Source organism: Croceitalea marina (assembly GCF_042684265.1).
Classification (GTDB): domain Bacteria; phylum Bacteroidota; class Bacteroidia; order Flavobacteriales; family Flavobacteriaceae; genus Croceitalea; species Croceitalea marina.
Genome location: NZ_JBHULB010000016.1, coordinates 181,691 through 202,658 on the forward strand (window position 1 = coordinate 181,691; position 20,968 = coordinate 202,658).

The 20,968-nt window shown below is 40.5% G+C and carries 24 protein-coding genes; 10 read left to right on the plus strand and 14 right to left on the minus strand.

Annotated elements, in window-relative coordinates:
• Positions 1-18: 18 nt before the first annotated feature.
• Genes traN through ACFSQJ_RS12490 form a run of 10 tightly spaced genes read right to left on the minus strand, consistent with a single transcriptional unit; the run spans position 19 to position 8,456 of the window.
• On the minus strand, positions 19-912 hold the full coding sequence (gene traN / locus ACFSQJ_RS12445; RefSeq protein WP_066439697.1) for a conjugative transposon protein TraN: 894 nt from the start codon (positions 910-912) through the stop codon (positions 19-21).
• Between the two features lie 24 nt (positions 913-936).
• Entirely contained in the window at positions 937-2,271 is a 1,335-nt protein-coding gene (gene traM, locus ACFSQJ_RS12450; RefSeq protein ID WP_066439696.1) for a conjugative transposon protein TraM, read from the minus strand.
• Complete coding sequence (locus ACFSQJ_RS12455; RefSeq protein WP_377767295.1) at positions 2,258-2,545, minus strand: nitrogen regulatory IIA protein; 288 nt, start codon at positions 2,543-2,545, stop codon at positions 2,258-2,260. Before ACFSQJ_RS12455 ends, traM begins: the two co-directional genes overlap by 14 nt.
• A gap of 19 nt (positions 2,546-2,564) precedes the next feature.
• Complete coding sequence (locus ACFSQJ_RS12460) at positions 2,565-2,993, minus strand: hypothetical protein (RefSeq protein ID WP_066439692.1); 429 nt, start codon at positions 2,991-2,993, stop codon at positions 2,565-2,567.
• A gap of 12 nt (positions 2,994-3,005) precedes the next feature.
• On the minus strand, positions 3,006-3,629 hold the full coding sequence (gene traK / locus ACFSQJ_RS12465) for a conjugative transposon protein TraK (protein WP_249601201.1): 624 nt from the start codon (positions 3,627-3,629) through the stop codon (positions 3,006-3,008).
• A 19-nt stretch (positions 3,630-3,648) separates the two neighbouring features.
• On the minus strand, positions 3,649-4,644 hold the full coding sequence (gene traJ / locus ACFSQJ_RS12470; RefSeq protein WP_249601200.1) for a conjugative transposon protein TraJ: 996 nt from the start codon (positions 4,642-4,644) through the stop codon (positions 3,649-3,651).
• Between the two features lie 2 nt (positions 4,645-4,646).
• Positions 4,647-5,279, minus strand: a complete 633-nt coding sequence (locus ACFSQJ_RS12475; protein WP_019974899.1) for a DUF4141 domain-containing protein — start codon at positions 5,277-5,279, stop codon at positions 4,647-4,649.
• A 26-nt stretch (positions 5,280-5,305) separates the two neighbouring features.
• Positions 5,306-7,810 (minus strand): TraG family conjugative transposon ATPase, encoded by a 2,505-nt coding sequence (locus ACFSQJ_RS12480; RefSeq protein ID WP_123860958.1) that lies wholly within the window; start codon positions 7,808-7,810, stop codon positions 5,306-5,308.
• Positions 7,807-8,139, minus strand: coding sequence for a DUF4133 domain-containing protein (locus tag ACFSQJ_RS12485; RefSeq protein WP_019974897.1), 333 nt, complete (start codon positions 8,137-8,139; stop codon positions 7,807-7,809). Before ACFSQJ_RS12485 ends, ACFSQJ_RS12480 begins: the two co-directional genes overlap by 4 nt.
• A gap of 11 nt (positions 8,140-8,150) precedes the next feature.
• Positions 8,151-8,456 (minus strand): DUF4134 domain-containing protein, encoded by a 306-nt coding sequence (locus ACFSQJ_RS12490; RefSeq protein ID WP_002979435.1) that lies wholly within the window; start codon positions 8,454-8,456, stop codon positions 8,151-8,153.
• A 204-nt stretch (positions 8,457-8,660) separates the two neighbouring features.
• On the opposite strand from ACFSQJ_RS12490, the gene ACFSQJ_RS12495 reads away from it, so the two are divergent.
• The 3 genes from ACFSQJ_RS12495 to ACFSQJ_RS12505 are packed head-to-tail and all read left to right on the plus strand — an operon-like array spanning position 8,661 to position 11,978.
• Positions 8,661-8,960, plus strand: coding sequence for a helix-turn-helix domain-containing protein (locus ACFSQJ_RS12495; RefSeq protein WP_019974895.1), 300 nt, complete (start codon positions 8,661-8,663; stop codon positions 8,958-8,960).
• A 55-nt stretch (positions 8,961-9,015) separates the two neighbouring features.
• Entirely contained in the window at positions 9,016-10,221 is a 1,206-nt protein-coding gene (locus ACFSQJ_RS12500; protein WP_019974894.1) for an SIR2 family protein, read from the plus strand.
• A gap of 2 nt (positions 10,222-10,223) precedes the next feature.
• The gene (locus ACFSQJ_RS12505; RefSeq protein ID WP_026357461.1) at positions 10,224-11,978 is read left to right on the plus strand and encodes an ATP-binding protein; all 1,755 of its coding nucleotides are present in this window, start codon (positions 10,224-10,226) and stop codon (positions 11,976-11,978) included.
• A 56-nt stretch (positions 11,979-12,034) separates the two neighbouring features.
• Here the strand turns inward: ACFSQJ_RS12505 and ACFSQJ_RS12510 are convergent, their stop codons facing one another.
• Genes ACFSQJ_RS12510 through ACFSQJ_RS12525 form a run of 4 tightly spaced genes read right to left on the minus strand, consistent with a single transcriptional unit; the run spans position 12,035 to position 14,172 of the window.
• Complete coding sequence (locus ACFSQJ_RS12510; RefSeq protein ID WP_019974892.1) at positions 12,035-12,670, minus strand: hypothetical protein; 636 nt, start codon at positions 12,668-12,670, stop codon at positions 12,035-12,037.
• A gap of 12 nt (positions 12,671-12,682) precedes the next feature.
• Complete coding sequence (locus ACFSQJ_RS12515) at positions 12,683-12,988, minus strand: DUF3408 domain-containing protein (protein WP_066434593.1); 306 nt, start codon at positions 12,986-12,988, stop codon at positions 12,683-12,685.
• On the minus strand, positions 12,988-13,392 hold the full coding sequence (locus tag ACFSQJ_RS12520) for a DUF3408 domain-containing protein (protein ID WP_066434606.1): 405 nt from the start codon (positions 13,390-13,392) through the stop codon (positions 12,988-12,990). The genes ACFSQJ_RS12515 and ACFSQJ_RS12520 overlap by 1 nt, the downstream gene beginning before the upstream one ends.
• Positions 13,393-13,404: 12 nt before the next feature.
• On the minus strand, positions 13,405-14,172 hold the full coding sequence (locus ACFSQJ_RS12525) for a ParA family protein (RefSeq protein WP_019974889.1): 768 nt from the start codon (positions 14,170-14,172) through the stop codon (positions 13,405-13,407).
• A gap of 699 nt (positions 14,173-14,871) precedes the next feature.
• Here ACFSQJ_RS12525 and mobA point away from each other — a divergent pair.
• The 7 genes from mobA to mobC all read left to right on the plus strand — a co-directional run bounded on the left by mobA (position 14,872) and on the right by mobC (position 20,925).
• A complete protein-coding gene (mobA, locus tag ACFSQJ_RS12530) occupies positions 14,872-15,309 on the plus strand; it encodes a conjugal transfer protein MobA (RefSeq protein ID WP_120181176.1) in 438 nt (145 codons plus the stop codon).
• A 2-nt stretch (positions 15,310-15,311) separates the two neighbouring features.
• A complete protein-coding gene (mobB, locus tag ACFSQJ_RS12535) occupies positions 15,312-16,595 on the plus strand; it encodes a conjugal transfer protein MobB (protein ID WP_120181175.1) in 1,284 nt (427 codons plus the stop codon).
• Between the two features lie 126 nt (positions 16,596-16,721).
• On the plus strand, positions 16,722-17,285 hold the full coding sequence (locus ACFSQJ_RS12540) for a Crp/Fnr family transcriptional regulator (RefSeq protein ID WP_120181174.1): 564 nt from the start codon (positions 16,722-16,724) through the stop codon (positions 17,283-17,285).
• A gap of 75 nt (positions 17,286-17,360) precedes the next feature.
• Positions 17,361-17,690, plus strand: a complete 330-nt coding sequence (locus ACFSQJ_RS12545; protein WP_120181173.1) for a DMT family transporter — start codon at positions 17,361-17,363, stop codon at positions 17,688-17,690.
• A gap of 16 nt (positions 17,691-17,706) precedes the next feature.
• Positions 17,707-18,165 carry a GNAT family N-acetyltransferase gene (locus ACFSQJ_RS12550; RefSeq protein ID WP_120181172.1) on the plus strand — a complete coding sequence of 153 codons (459 nt, stop codon included), beginning with the start codon at positions 17,707-17,709 and terminating at the stop codon, positions 18,163-18,165.
• Positions 18,166-18,699: a GNAT family N-acetyltransferase gene (locus ACFSQJ_RS12555; RefSeq protein ID WP_120181171.1), complete on the plus strand. Its 534-nt coding sequence runs from the start codon at positions 18,166-18,168 to the stop codon at positions 18,697-18,699.
• Positions 18,700-18,924: 225 nt separating this feature from the next.
• A complete protein-coding gene (mobC, locus tag ACFSQJ_RS12560; protein WP_120181170.1) occupies positions 18,925-20,925 on the plus strand; it encodes a conjugal transfer protein MobC in 2,001 nt (666 codons plus the stop codon).
• The last annotated feature ends 43 nt before the right edge of the window (positions 20,926-20,968 follow it).

Genomic DNA, 20,968 nt, shown 5'->3' on the forward strand with positions numbered 1-20,968 from the left:
ATTTACTTTAAAAGGTTATTAAAATTTCAGGTGCATATCGTTAATCAAACGAGCTTTGATTAAGTCGGAATTTTCTATCTGGAGTGTCTGATGCCTGCCACCGTTTTTCTCGAAAATCTCAATAAGTAGTACCTTGTCATCGGCAATGGTAAATTGGTCTAACAGGAACACGTTTTGCTCGGTCGTTTTTCCGCCAATCTCATCCAATGGTTTGTAAGTCCTAAGCGGTATCATCGGGCGTTCCTGCACTACGGTACGTTTGGCTACCTTTTTATCCACCACTTTGAAATTCACAAAATCAATCTGAAACGGCACATTGGTACGGTTTCTCAATTCCGTATGGAAATAGTATTTGCCGTTGTGTATGTAGATACCTTTGAGGATAAACTGAATACCGAAACTCTTAGCCCCGATATGCTTTACAATACGTTTGTCCTTTTTGTAAATGGTTTCCAAAAGCAAGCCTGCCAATGATGGCGAATTGTTGCCCAATTCTTCAAAAAGCACATCGTTTCCGTTGGCTTTATCAACCGCCTTTTGCATTGTCAAGAGGTCATAGCTCAACGCTTCGGGATAGGGACTGTAATACACATTGAAACTGTAAAAACGCCCGTCATTTGTGATAACTGAAAAATTGGTTTCCGCTTCAAATTCCCTTACCGATGCTTTTACACGCAATACATTTTCCGCATCTTCCGCTTTTCCAGCAATCAGGTATTCGCTTCCCAAATCCACATAACGGATGGCGGTCGGAAAAATAAGATGTGAAGTTTTATCGTAGGTAACTTCCATTCTATACGGTTCTATCTTGCCTAATGCAAGCGGAGTTTTTGCACTATCCTGTGCGTAAGATTGTACGGCAAAGCCGAGTATCAGGGCAAATGCCCAAAAGGTTTTTAAATGATTTTTCATTGTTTAAATTATTTGAGTTCAACATTATTTTTTAGATACAAGGAAGACCTGATGCCCTGCTTTTAGCGTAACCTTTGGGGTTCTTACCTTTTTGGCGAAATAGCCCGAAACACCCTGTACCACGCCACGGCTTAAATCAGCAGCAACCTGTTGTCCTGCATTCTGCGTGAGCATTATGCTTGTTCCCGAAGTCTGGCTCATATTGCCCGCCATTTCGGTAAGGGCGTTCATTTCGGGCGAATACGGAACGTACAAGCCTTGCTGTCCGTCCAAATCGTAAATAGTAATATCAACCGGAATGATGTTGCCCTCTAATTCTACGGAGGTAATCTTTAGCTGCAATCGACCTCCCTGAAATTTGGCATTAGCTGTTACAATCGTTCCTTTCGGAATGGTACGTTGAGGCGTTTGGGCTGGCTCTAACAATCGCAATCGTACCCCTGTTTCGCCAATAACCGTTTGCGCATCGTGTACACAGGCTTTGATACTGTTTTTCGGTTGTGCCGTTTGCTCAATAGAACCTGCGGTATAAAAGCCCCGGTTTCTTGTTTCGCTCCAATCGGCTAAAAAGGCACTGTCCGTAGGCTCACGATACAAAGCGGAAACGGTGTTCTTTCTTGTAGGTGTGAATGCCACAAAATGCTCCTTTTGAGTTGAACCTGCGGTAGCCGTACCTGCATCCTTAGCAGGTGGGGCTTCTGTCGAATTTGTACCTGTTGGCAGATACTTTGCCGCCATCTGGTAGGATTTCTCCATTATGGCAAGCTGGTCATCAACGGTTACAGATTTAGGTACATCTTTCTCGGCTAATTGTTCTTTTAGTTCGTCCAATTGCCTGCGGAGTTCTGTTGTTTCAGAGTTGTTATCCTGATAAAATGAACCCAATGTGCTTTGTGCATTGCGGTAACTGCTCAATGCAGGATTGCCGTTTCTTCCCGAACCTCTGCCAACGCCATAGCTGCTGTTTTCGTCTTCTTCGGGAAATTCATCATTAGGCTCTTTTTTGTCTTCAGTATTCCAATAGTCAGAAAGCGTGGTAAGTGCATTGCGTTTTTCTTGCTCTTTGCGTTCCAGCATTTCCAACTCGTAAGCCTTGCCTTTGTCGGCAGGCATTCCTGCTCCGGTAGCCTCCGGTACTGCATCGTTCAGCCCGATGTTCTCAATTTCCTTTTTGTCTGCGGATGGTTTAAATATGAGGTACATACAACCTACGAAGACAATTCCCATTAAGCCAAATATGAGTGGCTTTTTGAGCTTTTCGGCTTTGTTCTGTGTACCGTCTTGCAGTACATCAGTGGTTGCTGCCTGGTTCCCTTCCGTTACCCGAACAACCGACTTTTTGTTCTCATTTTCTTTCATAAATCTTGTTTTTTAGAATTGTTGATAATGTGTCCTGCAATCTTGCAGGACTTTCACTTTTTTTGAGGACAGGGTTTTCGATATGCTCAATGACCATATCGTTACCCGACTTTGAGGTATCGTACCATACTTTGCAAATGACACCTGCCGTAAGCAGTAGATACCCCACAAAAAAGTAAAGTGTGTATTGGTGCTGTTTCCGCAAGAGCAATGCCCGCCAGCGTTCGTCCAGCTTGTCAAAGTACCTGTCCATATTTGCTCTTAGTTTTTTCATAACCTTACTATTTCTGTTGTTATAGCTTGAAACGCTTAGGACTTTGACCTGCCTTTTGCTTCGGTTCTTCATTGACCAAAGCGACTGCCTCAACCGCTTTGGGTGCGGATATGACTGACAGGTTTGTCAGTTCCGATTTTTTCAGCAGTTGCCCAAATTGGTCTTTCCTTGCAACCTCCATTCTGTTAAGCGAGAATTTGCCGTTCAGGTATTTTACCCACATACTGCATTCTACACTTGGCTTGTCTTCGCCCGACCATTGCAGGTAGCCCGTCAGCAACAAGTCCTGTTTAGGCAAACTATCTGTACCTTTTTGGCAGTTTTCGAGGTATTCGCCGATACTTTCCTTCAACTTTCCAGCATACGCTCCCTGCGTATGGAAATAGCCGTTATATCCTTTATCGGTAAGGATTTTTGCAAACGTGCTTAAATCTGATAATGCTTCCATAAGATTGTTTTTTTAGCGTTCGATAACTTCTATATCCCTGTTTTCTATCACTGCAAACTTTTCGATGTTGAAGCCTTGCGGGTTGTTGTCCGAACGGACAGAGTTCACGAGATAACAGGAAGTAATCAGGTTACGCCTGGTCACGTTGCTCGAACGGATAATGAATTGTTTGGCGTAGGTACGCACCGCATAAGGATAGGTGTCGAAATTGCACACGACACTATCCACCTCAATGCGTTGCTGTACATTCCCCGAAATAATCCTGCTGTAATAGCCCTTTTCCGACAGGTCTTTGTAATAATCAAAAGCTGATTTATCGGCAAGGTTGAATGCCCTGCTCATATTGCTTTCGATAGCGTTCTTGTCGGGAGCAAGCGTAAAAAAGAGTTCGTGAAAACGCCTGACGTGTTCCCTTGCTTCCACAGGTCGGTTGATACTTGCATCTTGCGATAAGGCAAGCATCAACGATTTTCCATTATCCAGCACATAGATTTTTTGGCGTTGTTCTTCTGCAAAGCGGTAGGAACGCCATACGGCGTAACCTACCACGCTAATGCAGAGAACCGCAAACACAATGGCATATAATCTTATCTGCCTAAAGCTGTTTTCGATATTTCTTAGCGTTTTAAATTCCATTTTTTAGAATGATTAATGATTATTTATTCATCAGTTTACCGCCGATGTTTCCAACTGTTGAGCCTGCGCCTGCTCCGGCGATGTTTCCGGCTTTCATTGCTGTGGAGTTTACATTGCGGGTAAAGTTTCCTGCGCCTCCGGCTTGGATTACCCAACCTGTTACTGTCGGGATAGTGAAGTACCCGATGATGCCGATAATCATAAAAATGATGTACACGGTATTGCTCGTATCAGGTATGTAAGTAGGGTCGGCAAGCATTGCTATATCCTTTTCGATAATGAGGGATTGTATTTTGGCAAGCATAGAGCTGAACAGGTCTGCCACAGGCAACCACAGGTAAACGCTGACGTATCGGGTCAGCCATTGCGTGAGCGTGGACTGAAAACCGTCCCACACGCTTATCGCAAAGGCTATCGGCCCGAGTATGGACAGGACAATGAGAAAGAACGTCCTTATGGTATCAATAACCAAAGCTGCCGCCTGAAACAGTACCTCTAACAGATTGCGAAACCAATTCTTAATAGCTTGTTCGGTTTGGTAGGCAAACCTATCCATATACATTCCCGACATCGTAATCAAATCGCCGGGCGACCAGCCCAATTCTTCGAGCTTTTTATCAAATTCCTCATTTGATACGAGATAGGCTGTTTCAGGATTTCGTAGCATAGCTTCCCGTTCGAGCAGGTCTTTTTTCGCCTGCAAATTGTTGAGGTCAAGCACCTGATTTTCGAGGATTGTGTGAGTACCCTGTACCACCGGACTTAACACGGCATTGATTGTTCCCAATACGATAGTTGGGAAAAACATAATGCAAAGCCCCAAAGCGAAAGGACGAAGCAAAGGGTACATATCAATGGGTTCAGCCCTGCTCAAAGCCTGCCATACTTTTATGGCAACATAGAACAAAGCCCCCAATCCGGCTATCCCTTTAGCCACTGCCGCCATATCGGCGGACAGTGGGAGCATCTCATCATATAATGAGCGTAGGACTTCGTGAAGATTTTGAAATTCCATAACTACCAGTATTTTTGGTTAGGAGTTCCATAGAGGTCAAGCACTCTTTTGGTATTGTTCTGCTTTTTTGCTCTTAGAATACTTACAGAGATATTCTTATTGGTATAGTAGCGTACCAAGCTGTGGTATTCCTTTACTTCTTTGTACACTCTATCAATAATATCCATACGCTCTTTGTCGTTCAGCGAAAGGCTTGATGAGGTTACAATCTGTTTGAGTTCTTTCAGCAGTTCGGTACTTTCATTCAGCAATGCCGAATAACCATTGCTGATAGCTGCCAATTCCTGTGCAGAAAAATTCGGGTCGTTCATCATCTTACCGAAGTTGGTAACATACATTTCGGATACGTCACCGACAAGCAATACAGTCTGCTGTACCTTACGTGCATCTTTTACAAGATTATTTACAGCTTGTAGCTTGTCGTAATACTCCTTACCCTGTTTATACACCTTTTCCACTTCCTTGAAATTTTTAATTACATTGGATACCGTGGAAGAAGTCTGTACGATTTCATTCGCACTGTTGAGAATACCCGATGCCAGATTTGTGGGGTCGGTTACTACCCATTGTGCTTTTGCGGACGGTGCTACGGCGAGCATTAGTGCCGTACACACCATAAAAAGGAACTTTTTCATTTTTATGAATTTTAAAATGTTAATGACTATTGATTTGCTTTGTCACGCCTTTGCATTGCGATATGCTTAATGGCGAGTTCTACGTTACCGTCCAATTCGGAAGCTAATTGCATTACCTCCATTTTTTCGGTTTCTTCGGTGGTGTATGCGAGGTATTCCTCCAAACTAACTTCGGTGGCATAGACTGCCGAGTTCGTACCACCTAAGCCAATCCAAACCTCTTTGTACAGTCGGCTTGCATCGTTGTTCATATTGATAGAAAGTACCTGACCTTTTTCCTTATCTGTAAGCCCCAACATTGCCTGTATGTCATCGAATTTATTCATATACTTACGCTGGTCTAAGAGGATTTTACAGTCGGAATTGTTGATGATACTTTCTTTTACAATGGGCGACTGGATAATATCATCTACCTCTTGCGTAACGACAATCGCCTCTCCGAAGAATTTGCGGACGGTTTTAAATAAATATTTTATATATTCCGCCATTCCTTCTTTGGCAATCGCTTTCCACGCTTCTTCAATCAGGATGAGTTTTCGGATACCTTTCAGCCTCCGCATCTTGTTGATAAAAACTTCCATAATGATAATTGTGACTATGGGAAAGAGGATTTTGTGGTCTTTAATCGCATCAATTTCAAACACGATAAAGCGTTTGGAAAGCAGGTCTAACTGCTTGTCGGAGTTCAACAGATAATCGTATTCGCCACCCTTGTAGTAGGGTTCGAGGACGTTCAGGAAATTTGCAATGTCAAAGTCTTTTTCCCTTACCTGTTTTTCTTCGAGTACCTTGCGGTAATCACCTTTGACATACTCGTAGAAACCGTTGAATGATGGGTAAACATCATCTGTTTTGATACGTTCAATATAACCTGATACGGCATTGGATAATGCCACTTCTTCCGAACGGGTTGGCGGTTCATCATCACGTTTCCATAGTGTCAATATTAAGGTCTTAACACTTTCTCTCTTTTCGATGTCGAAAACCCCATCATCCGTGTAAAATGGATTGAATGCAATCGGGTTGCCTTCGGTGTACGTAAAATAAACACCGTCTTCACCTTTGGTCTTTCCTTTGATGAGTTCGCATAAGCCCTGATAAGAATTACCCGTATCTACCAACAATACGTGTGCGCCCTGTTCGTAGTATTGCCTTACCATATGGTTTGTGAAGAACGATTTTCCCGAACCTGACGGACCAAGTATAAACTTGTTCCGGTTCGTGATAATGCCACACTTCATAGGCAGGTCGGAAATATCCAAATGGATAGGTTTTCCTGTAAGCCTGTCAGCCATCTTGATACCGAACGGCGAGGGCGAATTGTGATAGTTGGTTTCTTCTGTGAAGAAGCACAAGGCAGGTTCGATAAAAGTGTAAAAACTTTCCTCACTCGGAAAATCGCCTGCATTGCCGGGCATTCCAGCCCAAAACAAAGTGGCTACGTCCGTAGTGTTGTGGCGAGGCTTACACTCCATCAATGCCAATGCACTACCGCAATCGTTCTTTAACTGTTTCAGCTCCGCAGGGTCTTCCGACCACGCCATAATGTTGAAGTGTGCCCTGATAGACGACAGACCGAAGCTGTGGGCTTCGTTCAGGTATTTTTCTATCCACTCTTTGTTGATTTGGTTTGCCCTGCTATACCTTGCCAAAGAGTGCATATTGCGGGCGGACTTTTCAAACTTTTGCAGGTTGTCTTCGCTGTTATCCAAAAACAAATATTGGTTGTAGATATGGTTACAGCTAAGGAGTAATCCCACGGGAGCAGCGAACGACAAACGGCAGTCGCTCCGGTCGGTGGATAGCTTTTCAAAACGGGTATCAGCCGATACCGTTCCGGGCAAATCGTCTGTATCGGACAAGGTGTGCAGGCTCAACCTTTTGTTTCCGATACGGACTTCTTCCGTTCCGAGTGCGATGTCCTGCATCGGTGTTCCGCTTTCCCTTGACAGGGTTAGGTACTGTTCCAACAATCCCTGCTTTTCGTCCGTTCCGATGATTTCATCTTCGGTAAGGCGTTGCAGGGTTATGAAACCGCTATCGTTCACGATACGCTCAAACTGTGCCACCGCTTCCATAAAGCGGTGTATCGTTTCCTTGTTCCTGATTTCCTTTGGTATGAGCGTACCTTTGCAAAGCGAACTGAAGTTGCTTTGCATACGCATTCTTTCCTTAGTGGTCTTGGTCAGGAACAGGTAACAATAATGGTTCAGAAATGGTCGCTCATTAAAATGGCGTTGGTAGGATTTAGCCAAAAAACTTTGGTCTTCCTTTGCCAAATCGGGAGCATAGCTTTCTTTGATGTACCAATCCTGTTTGTGGATGACCGTAAAATCCGGCAAGGTCTTGATAGCCTTATGCCAGGCGGAGTGAATAGCTTCGTATTCCGCCGATGCTACCGTAAACAGTTCCGGCAAACGAACCTCAAAGCAGGCGGTAATGTCCGCATCTTTGGAAAGGATGCAGTTGTTTTCTACTGCCAACAAAGGAAATTTGTTTTCCAGCGTTGTTGTCTTTGCAACGTTTCTCATAGGGCATTCGATTTAGGAGTGAATTTCAGATAGCGGTGTACAGGCTTGCGACAAATGATGTATCGGGGATGTCTTTTTCCTGCTCCGATTTTCATTAGCCCGTGTTCGCCGTACTTCCTGTTTAGTGAAAAGGTCTGCCACACAATGAGCGAAGCACCGCCTGCTCCGAGGAACAGGCAGATGTAAGAGTTTACGCCTGCCATATACAGTATCATCACGAGGATGAGCGTACCGAGCAGTCCGCCAGCGAAAATGAACAGGTATTGTGCTTTCAGTCCCTTAAATTCCACTGTCCTGCCAATGCCTTTGTTTATGTTGTAATTGTTCATAAAGCAAAGGATTAAAGGAAGAATGAACGCAGGATGGTAGCCGCTACGATTAAGAAGATACACGCACCGAACCAGCTTGCCGCAGTCTTCGATGTGTCGGGGTCGCCCGAACTGAACTTATTGTAAACTTTAACGCCCCCTATCAAGCCCACGACCGCACCGATGGCGTAGATTAATTGGGTTGCGGGGTCGAAATAGGAAGTTACCATTTGGGTAGCCTCGTTGATACCTGCCGAGCCGTTTCCCTGTGCGAACGCACCAATTCCTGACAGCATAGCCACGGCTGCCAGCAAAACTTTTTTTCTCTGTTTTTCCATAATTGAAACACATTAATTTGTTATTGTTATCCCGCACCTTGCGGACTTTCGGAACAAAGGTGTTTCAGAAATCAGGGCGTTATAATAAAGTGGCAGTCAAAGGAATGATTTGGCAGTGAGTGGCTTTATAGAAAGTCTAAATCCGTATTTATTAAACTATTTTGCTTAAATTTGACATATTTAGACAAGTCTTAAAAAAGCAAAATGGCATTTGGAAAACACATAAAAAGACTAAGAGAAAGTAAAGGATTGTTCCTACGGGAAGTTGGGGCTGCATTGGAACTGGATAGTGCTTTTATCAGTAAAGTCGAAAATGAAGAAAGACCATTGCCAAGAAAACACATCGAAAAGCTTGCAGAATTTTTGAATACCCCAATTGATGAGCTATTGGTTTTATGGTTTTCAGATAAAATAAAGGGACTTATTGACGATAAAGAAATAGGAAAGCAGGCTTTAAAAATTGTTTTAAAAGAATTAAATGCAATCAAGAATAATGCAGATTAGGTTTTTAACAACTCTTCTTTGGCAATAAAAAGGTTAACAAATAAAATATGCGAATATGAAATACATTTTACTCAACAATAACAGTTCTGTTGCTTATGATGATAGTGATGCTACTGATATAAAAGTATATATCGACGGCAAACTTCACGATTTCAAAGAAAGTACCGAAAATAGAATTGATTATGCAATTGCAACAAATAGGAATAAATACTCCCAAACTCTAAATAATCAGTTTGAGAATTTATTACTTCTAACTGGTGCAGGGTCATCTATTGGTTGGGGAAAAGATGGGAAGTTGGGTAAGTCGATGGCAAACTTATGGGATGATGCGGAAGCTCTTTTAACAGCCGATGTTTTTGGAAAGTTACTTGAAACTATTGGCTACGATGAAAAATGGGATGATGGCTCTATAGTAAAGAATTTAGAAAAGGTTCTTTCTATGGCAACACCTGCTATACCATATATACCCAAAGAGGATATAGATATTGAGGATTGTGTAAACAAAATTAAAGATTTTATCAAAGAAGCCTGTCAATTGAGTTTGCCAGATAATTCGCCACATACGCTCTTATTAAATAAAATAACGAAACGCAAAGTTACTTTACCAAGATTTAAGCTGTTTACATTGAATTATGACCTAATGTTTGAACAATCAGCTTGTGAAAGCAATTTTGTTGTTATAGACGGGTTTTCATTTTCTCAACCAAGAATATTTAGTGGGCGTAATTATGATTACGATATTGTTTCCCGCAATCAAAGTAGAGTAAAAGAAGAAGACAATTTTATTCAAAAAGTTTTCCATTTGTACAAATTACACGGTTCTGTAAATTGGGAAAAGCAAGACAACAAGATTATACAAAAAGAAGAACCTGACGAACCATTGATGATATATCCACATCAATCAAAATATGAAAGCTCTTATGAACAGCCGTATTTTGAAATGATGTCGAGGTTCCAGTCCAATTTGAGAAAGGAGAATGTTTTCCTTATTACAATAGGCTTTAGTTTCGGGGATAAACATATCGTAACCGCAATCATCGAAGCCTTGGAACAAAATCCAGGCTTTCAATTGATGATTGTAAATAAAGGGATAGATGAAACCAACGAAAATATGAAACCCTTTATTGATGCTGCAAACAAATATTCCAATATATCTATTGTTTCAGAAACCTTTGAGGATTTCGCTAAGAATTATCCTGACTTAAAATCTTACAATCAGGAAGATACACGACAAATAGTAATTAATATCCCTAATAGTTAGATATGAGCAATAGCCCCTTTAATCACAGTCATTTTCTTGGGTATGTAAATTTTGTATCCCCTGCATTTGTGAAAGTGCATTTCCCGTCTTCTGTTTTGATGAAAACATTTGTTCACCACGCAGAAGTGTTGAGAGGTGGACTTGTAGGAAACTATATTGTTGTTGAGGGAGAGGAAAAAGGTTTTCTGGGAAAAATGTTGGAAATATCGTTACCTGAAAAAGAACGGTTGGAATTAAGTGAAAGAACTTTTTCAACTAAAGCATTTCATCCAGTAGGAAGAATAGAAATTCTTTTATCATTTGATTTGTTTGACCCGAGTAGAATAGAAAAAGGGATAAATAGCCTCCCACTCATTGGTTCTAAGGTATTCATTTGTTCGTCGGAATTTCTTTCTACACATTTCAAAACCTTTGGCATAAAACCCGAAAATATCGAACATTCTCCTACTTTTAGAATGGGGAATTTGATATACGATAAAAATGTTCCCGTAGATATTTCTTTGCAAGCGATATTTAGTCGTCATTGTGCGGTTGTTGGTACAACAGGAGGAGGGAAAAGTTATACCATCAGCAAATTTATTGAGGGAGTTATAGAAACCGGAGCAAAAGCTATAATCTTAGACCCAACGGGAGAATACTCTACATTTGATGCTCATCCAAAAGTTGACCATTCAACACTGATTTCAGAAAGCTATTTTCCATATCAGAATTTAACCATTAATGATTTATTCGTTCTGTTCAGACCATCAGGACAAGTACAGCAACCCGTTTTATTGGAAGCTATTAAGTCGTTAAAAGTTGCACATTGCTTATTAGGGAATATTCCTAATAATGGACATAATAATGATGGAACTAACGATACTTTTACATTCAGGGGTCAGCAAGTAGTTATAAATAATGGATTAGTTGTAAAACAAAATAATATTACTGCGGCATATAATAATGCCTACTTTACTTATAAATCTATTATAGAAGATTTCACAATAAATAATTTCAGTATAAATCTACTCCACAGGCAAATAGGGAATGAATGTTTTCAAATATTCAACGACCGTTGGGCAAACAATAGAGATGAAAGAAATTATGGAAATGCAACGAGTTTAATAATGCGTGTTAACAATGTAATATCGGACAATGATTATTCCGGTATGTTTGGATTTAATGCTCCAACCACAAATAACCTAATAACCAAGATAGACGAGTTTTTGAATAATCCAGAATTAAATATTTTAAGAATTGGTTTTGAAAATGTACCTTATAATTTTCAGGCAAGAGAAATCTTGGCAAATTCATTGGGAAGATACTTATTGAATAAAGCTCGAACTAATATTTTCAGAGAAAATCCTCTAATTCTCTTTGTAGATGAAGCCCATCAGTTTTTAAACAAGAAAATTAAGGATGAATATTTTGAAAGCACAGAATTAAATGCTTTTGATAACATTGCTAAAGAAAGTCGTAAATATGGATTATTTCTATGTTTATCAACACAAATGCCAAGAGATATTCCTGTTGGTACGCTAAGTCAAATGGGAACATTCATTACTCATAGGCTGATAAATTATCAAGATAAGGAAGCAATCGCGAGTGCTTGCTCGACTGCCAATAAAGAAACTCTTTCTTTTTTACCATCTTTAGGGTCAGGAGAAGCAATTATTATGGGAGTTGATTTTCCAATGCCAATATCAGTCAAAGTAGATATGCCAACAATTACACCGAAGTTCGATACTCCAAAATTTGTAAAAATAGCGGGCACTTAGTTTTATAGCGTTTGAACAATTTTTAATTTGTGTCTAACATACAAAAGGGAGCTTGCCTAAACAAACTCCCCAATGTCAAAATCACTCAAATCACTTTTCCGCAAAGTGGAAGAACTGTCTTCCGTTTCAGATGAAAGGGTGCTATCCAAAAGCTCGGCTATTCTTCGGGAAGCATCTTCCATAGAATTCTCCAATAGGCTGAATAATTCGGTTCCCTGTATTTTTTGAACTATGGCTATCGCTGTTTCCTTTTGGGCTGGTTCCAATTCTTCTTTTTGGAGCAACACCCCCACGGAGCTTAGTTCTTCAAAGGTAACCCCTTGGGCAAAACCGTCATCGCCACCGGATATTCCGTACCTGTTCCAATCTTCTTCCTCTTCCTCCAAATCAGGTATATTACTGAAAACTTCGTCCAGCTCTTCCTTGCGGATTTGAATGCCGACGTTTTCATTTTCGTCGTATTCAATGTCTAAATTAGCGGGGTTTATCTCCGGTTCCTCAATTTGGCGTTCATTGGCAGCGTTTGGCATTGAAAGGCGTTCTACGGATTTTGGCTGCCCCATAATATCGGGCAGGTTCGGATTGACTTTCTTCTGCGGAGGTTCTTGTTTTGTCCTTTTCTTAATGACAATCTTATCCTGTAAAAGCAGGACAATGACTATCAGCAGGCATATCACAATTACTATTTCCATAACGTAGGTTTTTTAAAACAAGCCTTTGTACTTTTCGTTGAACTCTTTTGTAATCATATCTTCAAATACTTTAAAATGATGTTCAAGAATATTATTGAGATAGGCAAACAAGGGTATTTTATCATCGCCTATAATCTGGACTATGCGGGTTAAACGCTCGTGATGTTCAGGACTTAGGTATATGCTTTTATTGCCTCTTTTCTGCATTTTATTCATTTGCATAAATGCGTTTTCATAGGTTGTTTTAGCTGTATTGCTAACTGTATCGGAGTTGCTGCCGGCTGCAACAGTATTCCTGTTCTTTTTATCTTTCTTCATTATAGAATGGGTTTAAAATGTTCATTGAAATAATCGGTAATATCGTCCCCGTACTCCCTGAAATGATGTTCAAGAATATTGTCAATGTAAGAGTAGAGCGTTGTTCTTTCTTCCCTTGTCAGTTGAACGATGCGGAGCAATCTTTCGTGGTATTCAGGGCGTATGTAAACGACCTTGCCATTACGCCCCGATGGAAAACGATTGACCAAAAACGTTTCCTCGTAGTCCGCTTTCTTTGATGAACTGTTACGGGCTTTTTCCCTGGGCTTGTTTTCCTTTGGTACATCCTGCTTTTTGTTAATGGTCGGTGGAGCAACAGGCTCATCGCCGCTTATGACGTTCATAAGGTATTCCTCATCAACATTGGGCTTTTCAAAATCGTTGTTTTTGTTATCTGAAGCCATACTTTACTATTTTTATAGATGAGTGATTTTTAAAAATTCCTCGACAAACAAATCCATTTTAGTTGCTTTCATTAACTGTGGTTCGGCAGGCAGCAAACTTGACCTGAATACATAACTGCCTGTGTCGTCTGTTTCCTTTCGGAAACGCTTGCTGTCCATTATCCTTGTTTCCATTATGGGCAGGTTGAGTTCTTTGATGACACTTTGATACGCATCATACAAACCTGTTTTTTCCCTGCCATCCACTTGGTTCCAGAACAGCCACATCTCTTGTTCGGGATTGCCCTCGTCCGTTTGGGGAAGTCCGAGAAAGGCTTTGGTAAAGCCCAATGTACTTTCCACTACCAAACGGTCGGCAGTAATGGGCGAAAAGATGAAGTCCATTTTTTTTAAGGTTGTCAGTACACCTTTGGTATTGGCTGTTCCCGGCAGGTCGAAGAAAATAACATCCGGCACAACCGCCGACTGGCTTCTGTATTCCGATGCTTTCTCCAGAGCTGTTTCAGCCTTGCATTTGATAATCGGGTACGCTTTTTTGTTGATGGCTTGAAACTGCTTCATTGCCGCCTTTTTATGGTAGTCGTTCTGCATTATGGTTCTCTTATCCCGTTCACGCATATTGGTCAGGCTGTGTTGCGGAAAGTCGCAGTCCATCACCAGCACATTAAAACCTAAACGGTAGTGAAGCACACTTGCCAGCAAGGTGGTCATTGTAGATTTTCCCACACCGCCTTTTTGGGTGGAGAAGCTGATTTTTAAAGTTTTCTTTGTTGTTTCCATTATTTAAAAATTTATTGTTACACACTTTATTTGTTTTGCAGGATTGAATATTGGTTTATCTGATTATTACCTCATTCCTATATTCCTGCATTCCCTTTTGCGTACTTTCCTGCACAGGTATTTGCTTTCATTTTTGCCTTGTCAGGCACATTCTTTAGCAAGTGGCAAACCTTACAATAGGTAAATTGCTTTACCGCTTTTATGCTTTTACACTTTTATTGTTTTATGCTTTTAAAACCTTATGCTTTTATTCCAAACTGCCTGTTTGCAAACCTGATTTTCTTCTTTGTCGAAATACATTTTTTACTACCTGCACTAAAATTATACGGCAAATAAAGCGATTGATTTATCCGCTGATTGAGGTGTGGCAGTGTTTGGCACTCAAAGGCAGTCTTTGTCCGGGTATCGCATTGCAATACTCTTACAGGTAGGGCTTTACTTTGTACAATGATTATTATTAACGGATTTATGCAAAAGTCTTTTGACAAAATGGAGGGTAACGGGAACGGCATCGAGCCGTTTTCCCTGTTACATTTAATCCGTCCCGAAGGGCGGATTTTTGTGTTCAACGGAACACGGCAAGTTGTGTTTTGAGCATCTCGGAATGATTTCCGATGCTCAAAACAACTTGCCCTTTGCAGGGGGCAGAAAACACCTTCCGAAGTCAGGGTTTTGTATGGATTTTAAAATGGATTAGTGATGAACGATAACAACAAAAAGCAATTGAAAAAGACCGGACGCCGCCCAAAAGAAGACCCGGCGACCATCCGCTATACGATTTCCTTTAACGAGCAGGAACACGCCCGTTTTCTTACCCTGTTTGATAAATCAGGTATGCAGGTAAAGGCGCATTTCATAACGTCCTGCATCTTTGACAAGACCATAAAGACCATTCAGATTGACAAAGGAACGGTTGATTTTTATATGCGGCTAACCTCTTTTCACAGCCAGTTCCGTTCCATAGGTGTAAATTATAACCAGATTGTAAAGCTGTTGTACAAGCATTTTTCCGAGAAAAAAGCGGCAGCGTTCCTCTACAAATTGGAAAAACAGACGGCTGAAATGGCGATGCTATGCCAAAAAATTATTCAGCTAACCGAGGAATTTGAAGCAAAGTACCTGAAAAAACAGCCTTAGAAATGATAGCGAAAATCGGTAGAAGCGGAAATTTATACGGAGCATTGGCGTACAATCAGCTCAAAGTGGAGAATGAAAACGGACAGATTTTGTTTGCCAATAAGATGATTGAAACCGCTAACGGGCATTATTCCGTTGCACAATTAGCCCAGTCTTTTGCGCCTTACCTGATAGCCAACCGCAATACCGAAAAACATACGTTGCATATTTCGCTCAATCCTGACCCGAATGATAAAGTAAGCGATGATAAGTTTAGGGAGATGGCAGAACAGTATATGCGGGAAATGGGTTACGGAGAACAGCCTTTTGTGGTGTTCAAACACACGGATATTGACCGCAGCCATATACACATTGTATCGGTTTGCGTGGACGAAGAGGGTAAAAAGATTTCGGACAAGTTCGAGAAAATGCGGTCTATGAATGTGTGCCGTGAGTTGGAAAGAAAACACGGATTGATACCCGCAACTGATAAGGAGCATCGGCAGAACGACAAGGTTTTCCGCCCGGTAAACTACAAAGCTGGAGATGTGAAAAGTCAAATCGCTTCAGTAGTTCGCCACTTACCAAATTACTATAAGTTTCAGACTTTGGGCGAATACAATGCCTTGCTTTCCCTGTTCAATATTACCACCGAAAAAGTAGAGGGCGAATTGCAGGGGCAGCTACGGCAGGGTTTATTATACATTCCTTTAAACGAGAAAGGCGAAAGAGCCGGGCATCCGTTCAAGGCTTCTTTGTTTGGTAAAGATGCAGGGCTTCCGGCTTTGGAACTGTATTTTGCGAAATGCAAAACGGATTTAAAAGATAGTCCAACCAAGCAGACCTTACAATCAGCCGTTACCATTGCCTTGAAATCAACAACTGATGAAATGGGCTTTAAGAAGCAATTAGCCGAGCAGGGAATTAACGTAGTGGTGCGGAGGAATGATACAGGGCGTATTTACGGAATGACATTTATAGACCACAATTCTAAAGCGGTTTGGAACGGTTCACGTTTGAGCAAGGAACTTTCTGCCAATGCCTTTAATGATTATTGGAACAATAATATCAAACCGGAGATTAAAGAGCCAGTTGAATTACAACCGAAAATATCTACATCAAATGATGCGGATCTTCCTGCGGAAGAACCACACCATTTGTTCGACTTCTTAACTACTGGTAAACACGAAGATGGTTTGATTGAAGCACTGGGAGGCTTATTGCCCGAAGCCCAGGGCGAAGATTACGAGGAACAGGATTTTGCCAATAAAATGAAGAAGAAAAAGAAGAAAGGTAGTAGGTTGTAAAAAATATCTATTGATTGAAATATATGTTTCATTTTTAAGGTTGTACAGCTTCAGTCTTCACACCACATATAACGAAGCTCATTTTTTTATTTTGTAATTTTGTTACAACAAATCAGCATTGGATTAATGAACATAGACCTTTTACTTGAGAATATATATCCGCTTCCAGATACTTCAAAAGAATTGCTCAAGAAATCAATTACAGAGGTTAAATATAAAAAAGGGCATATTCTTTTGAGAGCTGATAAAATTGAAAAGAACATCTACTTTATAAAGAAAGGTGTAGCAAGAGCATATTCATATAAAGATAATGATGAAATCACTTTTTGGTTTGGCAAAGAGGGCGATACTATTATTTCAATGAAAAGCTATATAGCCAATCAGAAAGGATATGAAAATGTAGAGTTGTTGGAAGATTGCGAATTATATAAACTGAAAACAACAGTCTTACAAAGACTTTTTGAGAATGATATACATATTGCAAATTGGGGGCGAAGATTTGCCGAAAAAGAACTTATAAAAACAGAAGAAAGGCTTATTTCTCGACAAGTCCGAACAGCTACCGAACGATATAAGGAACTTTTGAAAAACAGTCCCGATATAGTCCAGCGAGTGCAATTAGGACACATTGCTTCTTATTTAGGTATAACACAAGTCAGTTTGAGCAGAATTAGGGCAGAAATAAAGTGAACGGCTCATTTTTTATCATTTGTAAAATTTCACCTCAATTCCGTTTCCGACCTTTGCAGATAAAGAACAAAGGAAATGAATTGGATAATTTTAGTTGTAGCAGGGTTGTTTGAAGTGGCTTTTGCATTCTGTTTGGGAAAAGCAAAAGAAACAACAGGAAATGAAATGTATTTGTGGTATGCAGGTTTTCTCGTTACCCTTACTATGAGTATGGGACTTTTGATTAAAGCAACCCAAACTTTGCCCATCGGAACGGCTTATGCCGTATGGACAGGTATCGGAGCAGTCGGAACAGTTTTAGTCGGTATTCTTGTATTTAAAGAGCCTGCAACATTTCTGCGAATACTTTTTCTTATCACTTTAATAGGCTCGATTGTCGGGCTGAAAGCCGTATCAGCTCATTAAATAATGTTTTAAAAAAATGAATATAACAATAAGAAAAGCCGAAGAAAAGGACAGCGAGAAAGTTTGGCATTTAATGAAAGAATTGGCTGTTTTTGAAAAATACATTGACAGTTTTGCCATTACACCCGAAATTGTCAGAAACAGCGGATTTAAGAAAAACCCACCCGATTTTTATTGCCTTGTGGCAGAAGATAATGATAAAATCGCAGGAATGTTGGTTTATTATTTTCTTCCTTATACAGCCCAAAACCGTCCTGCTATTTATATGAAAGAGCTCTATGTGGACGAAAATTATCGTGGTCAGAAAATTGGCGAACAACTAATGAATGCGTTAAAAACTGAAGCAGAACAAAATAATTGCAGTCAAATAAAATGGACGGTTGCACCGTGGAATAAAGTAGGAGTGAAATTTTATGAACGATTAGGAGCAAGAGAAAATACCGAATGGCTTAACTACGAATGGAATTTAAAATAGATGGAACCAATGGAAATAAGAAAAGTAACATTAAACGATATTGAACAACTGCAACAGATAGGCAGACAAACATTTTCAGAAACATTTTCTTCGAGTAATACAGAAGAGAATATGACAACATATTTAGAGGAGGGATTTTCCAATGAAAAGCTAATAGAAGAATTGAACAATGAAAGTTCCGAGTTTTATTTTGCCTTATCTGAAAACGAATTAGTTGGTTATTTGAAAATCAATTTCGGGCAATCGCAAACAGAATTGCAAGACGACACAGCACTTGAAATTGAACGCATTTATGTTTTAAAGGAATTTCACGGTAAAAAAGTCGGACAAGTGCTTTATGAAAAAGCTATTGAAATTGCCAAACAGAAAAATGCACACTACGTTTGGTTAGGTGTTTGGGAAGAAAATCCTCGGGCAATCAGCTTTTATAAGAAAAATGGTTTTGTTGAATTTGACAAGCATATTTTCAAATTAGGCGATGATGAACAAACCGATATAATGATGAAATTAAAATTAGAAGAGAGGATTTTGTAAATTAAATTGAGCCTCACAAGGGGCGAGATGGACGAAGCCGTTACTTTTGAGAAAGAATAAGGACAAAATCAATTTTACAATAAGGTTGAAAAGGTAGCGATTTGCTACCTTTTTCATTTTATACTAATCTGCCAAATACTGCCACACAACGCCACTTACTGCCATATTTTAAGAGCCGACAGCAACAGCCTTTAAATTCACGCCCGAACATTAAAACTTAAAATAATGCAGGGAGAAGACGATTTAAGAGGGCTTGCCAAAATAATGGCTTTTATGCGGGCAGTCAGTATTCTTTTGGTGCTGATGCACCTTTATTGGTTCTGCTACGGTTTCTTTTTAGAACGTGGCTGGACGTTGGAAGTAATCAACAAGATGTTAGGCAATTTCGACCGTACGGCGGGCTTGTTTTCACATACCCTTTATACAAAAGCATTCGCTTTGGTTTTACTGGCTTTGAGTTGCTTAGGGACAAAGGGTGTAAAGAATGAGAAGATAACCTGGTCTAAAATTTATGTGGCGTTGGGCATTGGCTTTGCGCTGTTCTTCCTGAACACACCATTGCTAAAGCTATCCCCCGCAACAAGCACATTTCTGTATATTCTTACTATCTCGTTAGGTTATATCGCCTTGCTGATGGCAGGCGTATGGATGAGCCGATTGCTCCGTACCAACCTAATGGACGATGTTTTCAATAACGAAAACGAGAGCTTTCAACAGGAAACCAAGCTGATGGAAAACGAGTATTCCGTCAACCTGCCCACCAAATTTTACTACAAAGGCAAATGGAACAACGGTTGGATAAACATTGTAAATCCTTTCAGGGCATCAATCGTGTTGGGTACTCCGGGTTCCGGTAAATCTTATGCCATCGTAAACAACTACATCAAGCAGCAGATAGAAAAAGGCTTTAGTATGTACATCTACGATTTCAAGTTTGACGACCTTTCGACTATCGCCTACAATCATTTACTAAAGCACCGGGATAAATACAAGGTACAGCCGAAATTTTACGTGATAAATTTCGACGACCCACGCAAGAGCCACCGTTGTAATCCACTCAATCCCGATTTTATGACCGACATTTCTGATGCTTACGAAGCGGCTTATACCATAATGCTAAACCTCAACAGGTCGTGGATACAGAAGCAAGGCGATTTTTTCGTGGAAAGCCCAATTATTCTTTTAGCTGCTATTATTTGGTATCTGAAAATCTATGAGGATGGCAAGTATTGTACGTTCCCACACGCCATTGAATTGCTGAACAAAAAGTATTCGGACGTATTCACGATTTTAACCTCATACCCCGATTTGGAAAACTATTTGTCGCCCTTTATGGATGCGTGGCAAGGTGGCGCACAAGACCAGTTACAAGGGCAGATAGCATCGGCAAAAATACCTTTGTCAAGAATGATTAGCCCGCAGTTGTACTGGGTAATGACCGGGGATGATTTTACACTCGACATCAATAACCCGAACGAGCCGAAGATTTTGTGCGTGGGTAACAATCCCGACCGCCAAAATATTTATTCAGCAGCATTAGGGTTGTACAATTCCCGAATTGTCAAGCTCATCAACAAAAAAGGACAATTAAAGAGTTCGGTTATCATAGATGAGTTACCCACGATTTACTTCAGAGGACTGGATAATCTTATTGCAACTGCGAGAAGTAATAAGGTGGCAGTATGTTTGGGCTTCCAGGATTTTTCGCAATTAACGAGGGATTACGGCGACAAGGAAAGCAAGGTAATACAGAATACGGTAGGTAATATATTCAGTGGTCAGGTGGTTGGAGAAACGGCAAAAAGTCTTTCGGAGCGTTTCGGTAAAGTATTACAGAAACGTCAGAGTATGACCATTAACCGCAATGATAAATCCACCTCTATTTCCACACAGTTAGACAGCCTTATTCCGGCTTCCAAAATTTCAACGCTTACACAGGGTATGTTTGTCGGTTCTGTATCGGATAACTTTGATGAACGTATCGAGCAAAAGATATTTCACGCCGAAATCGTGGTAGATAATGAAAAGGTAGCCGCCGAAACCAAAGCCTACCAAAAGATACCCCAAATCTTATCTTTTGTAAATGAGCAGGGCGAGGATAAAATGAAGCAGGAAATTGAAAGCAATTACAAACAGATAAAAAAAGACATCCTGAATATTGTTGTTAGCGAAATGGAGCGTATCAAGAATGACCCGAACTTGCAGCATTTGGTACAGGACGGATAATTTAAAAGGGAGGCTTAAATGACCTCCCTTTTTTATTGCCTGC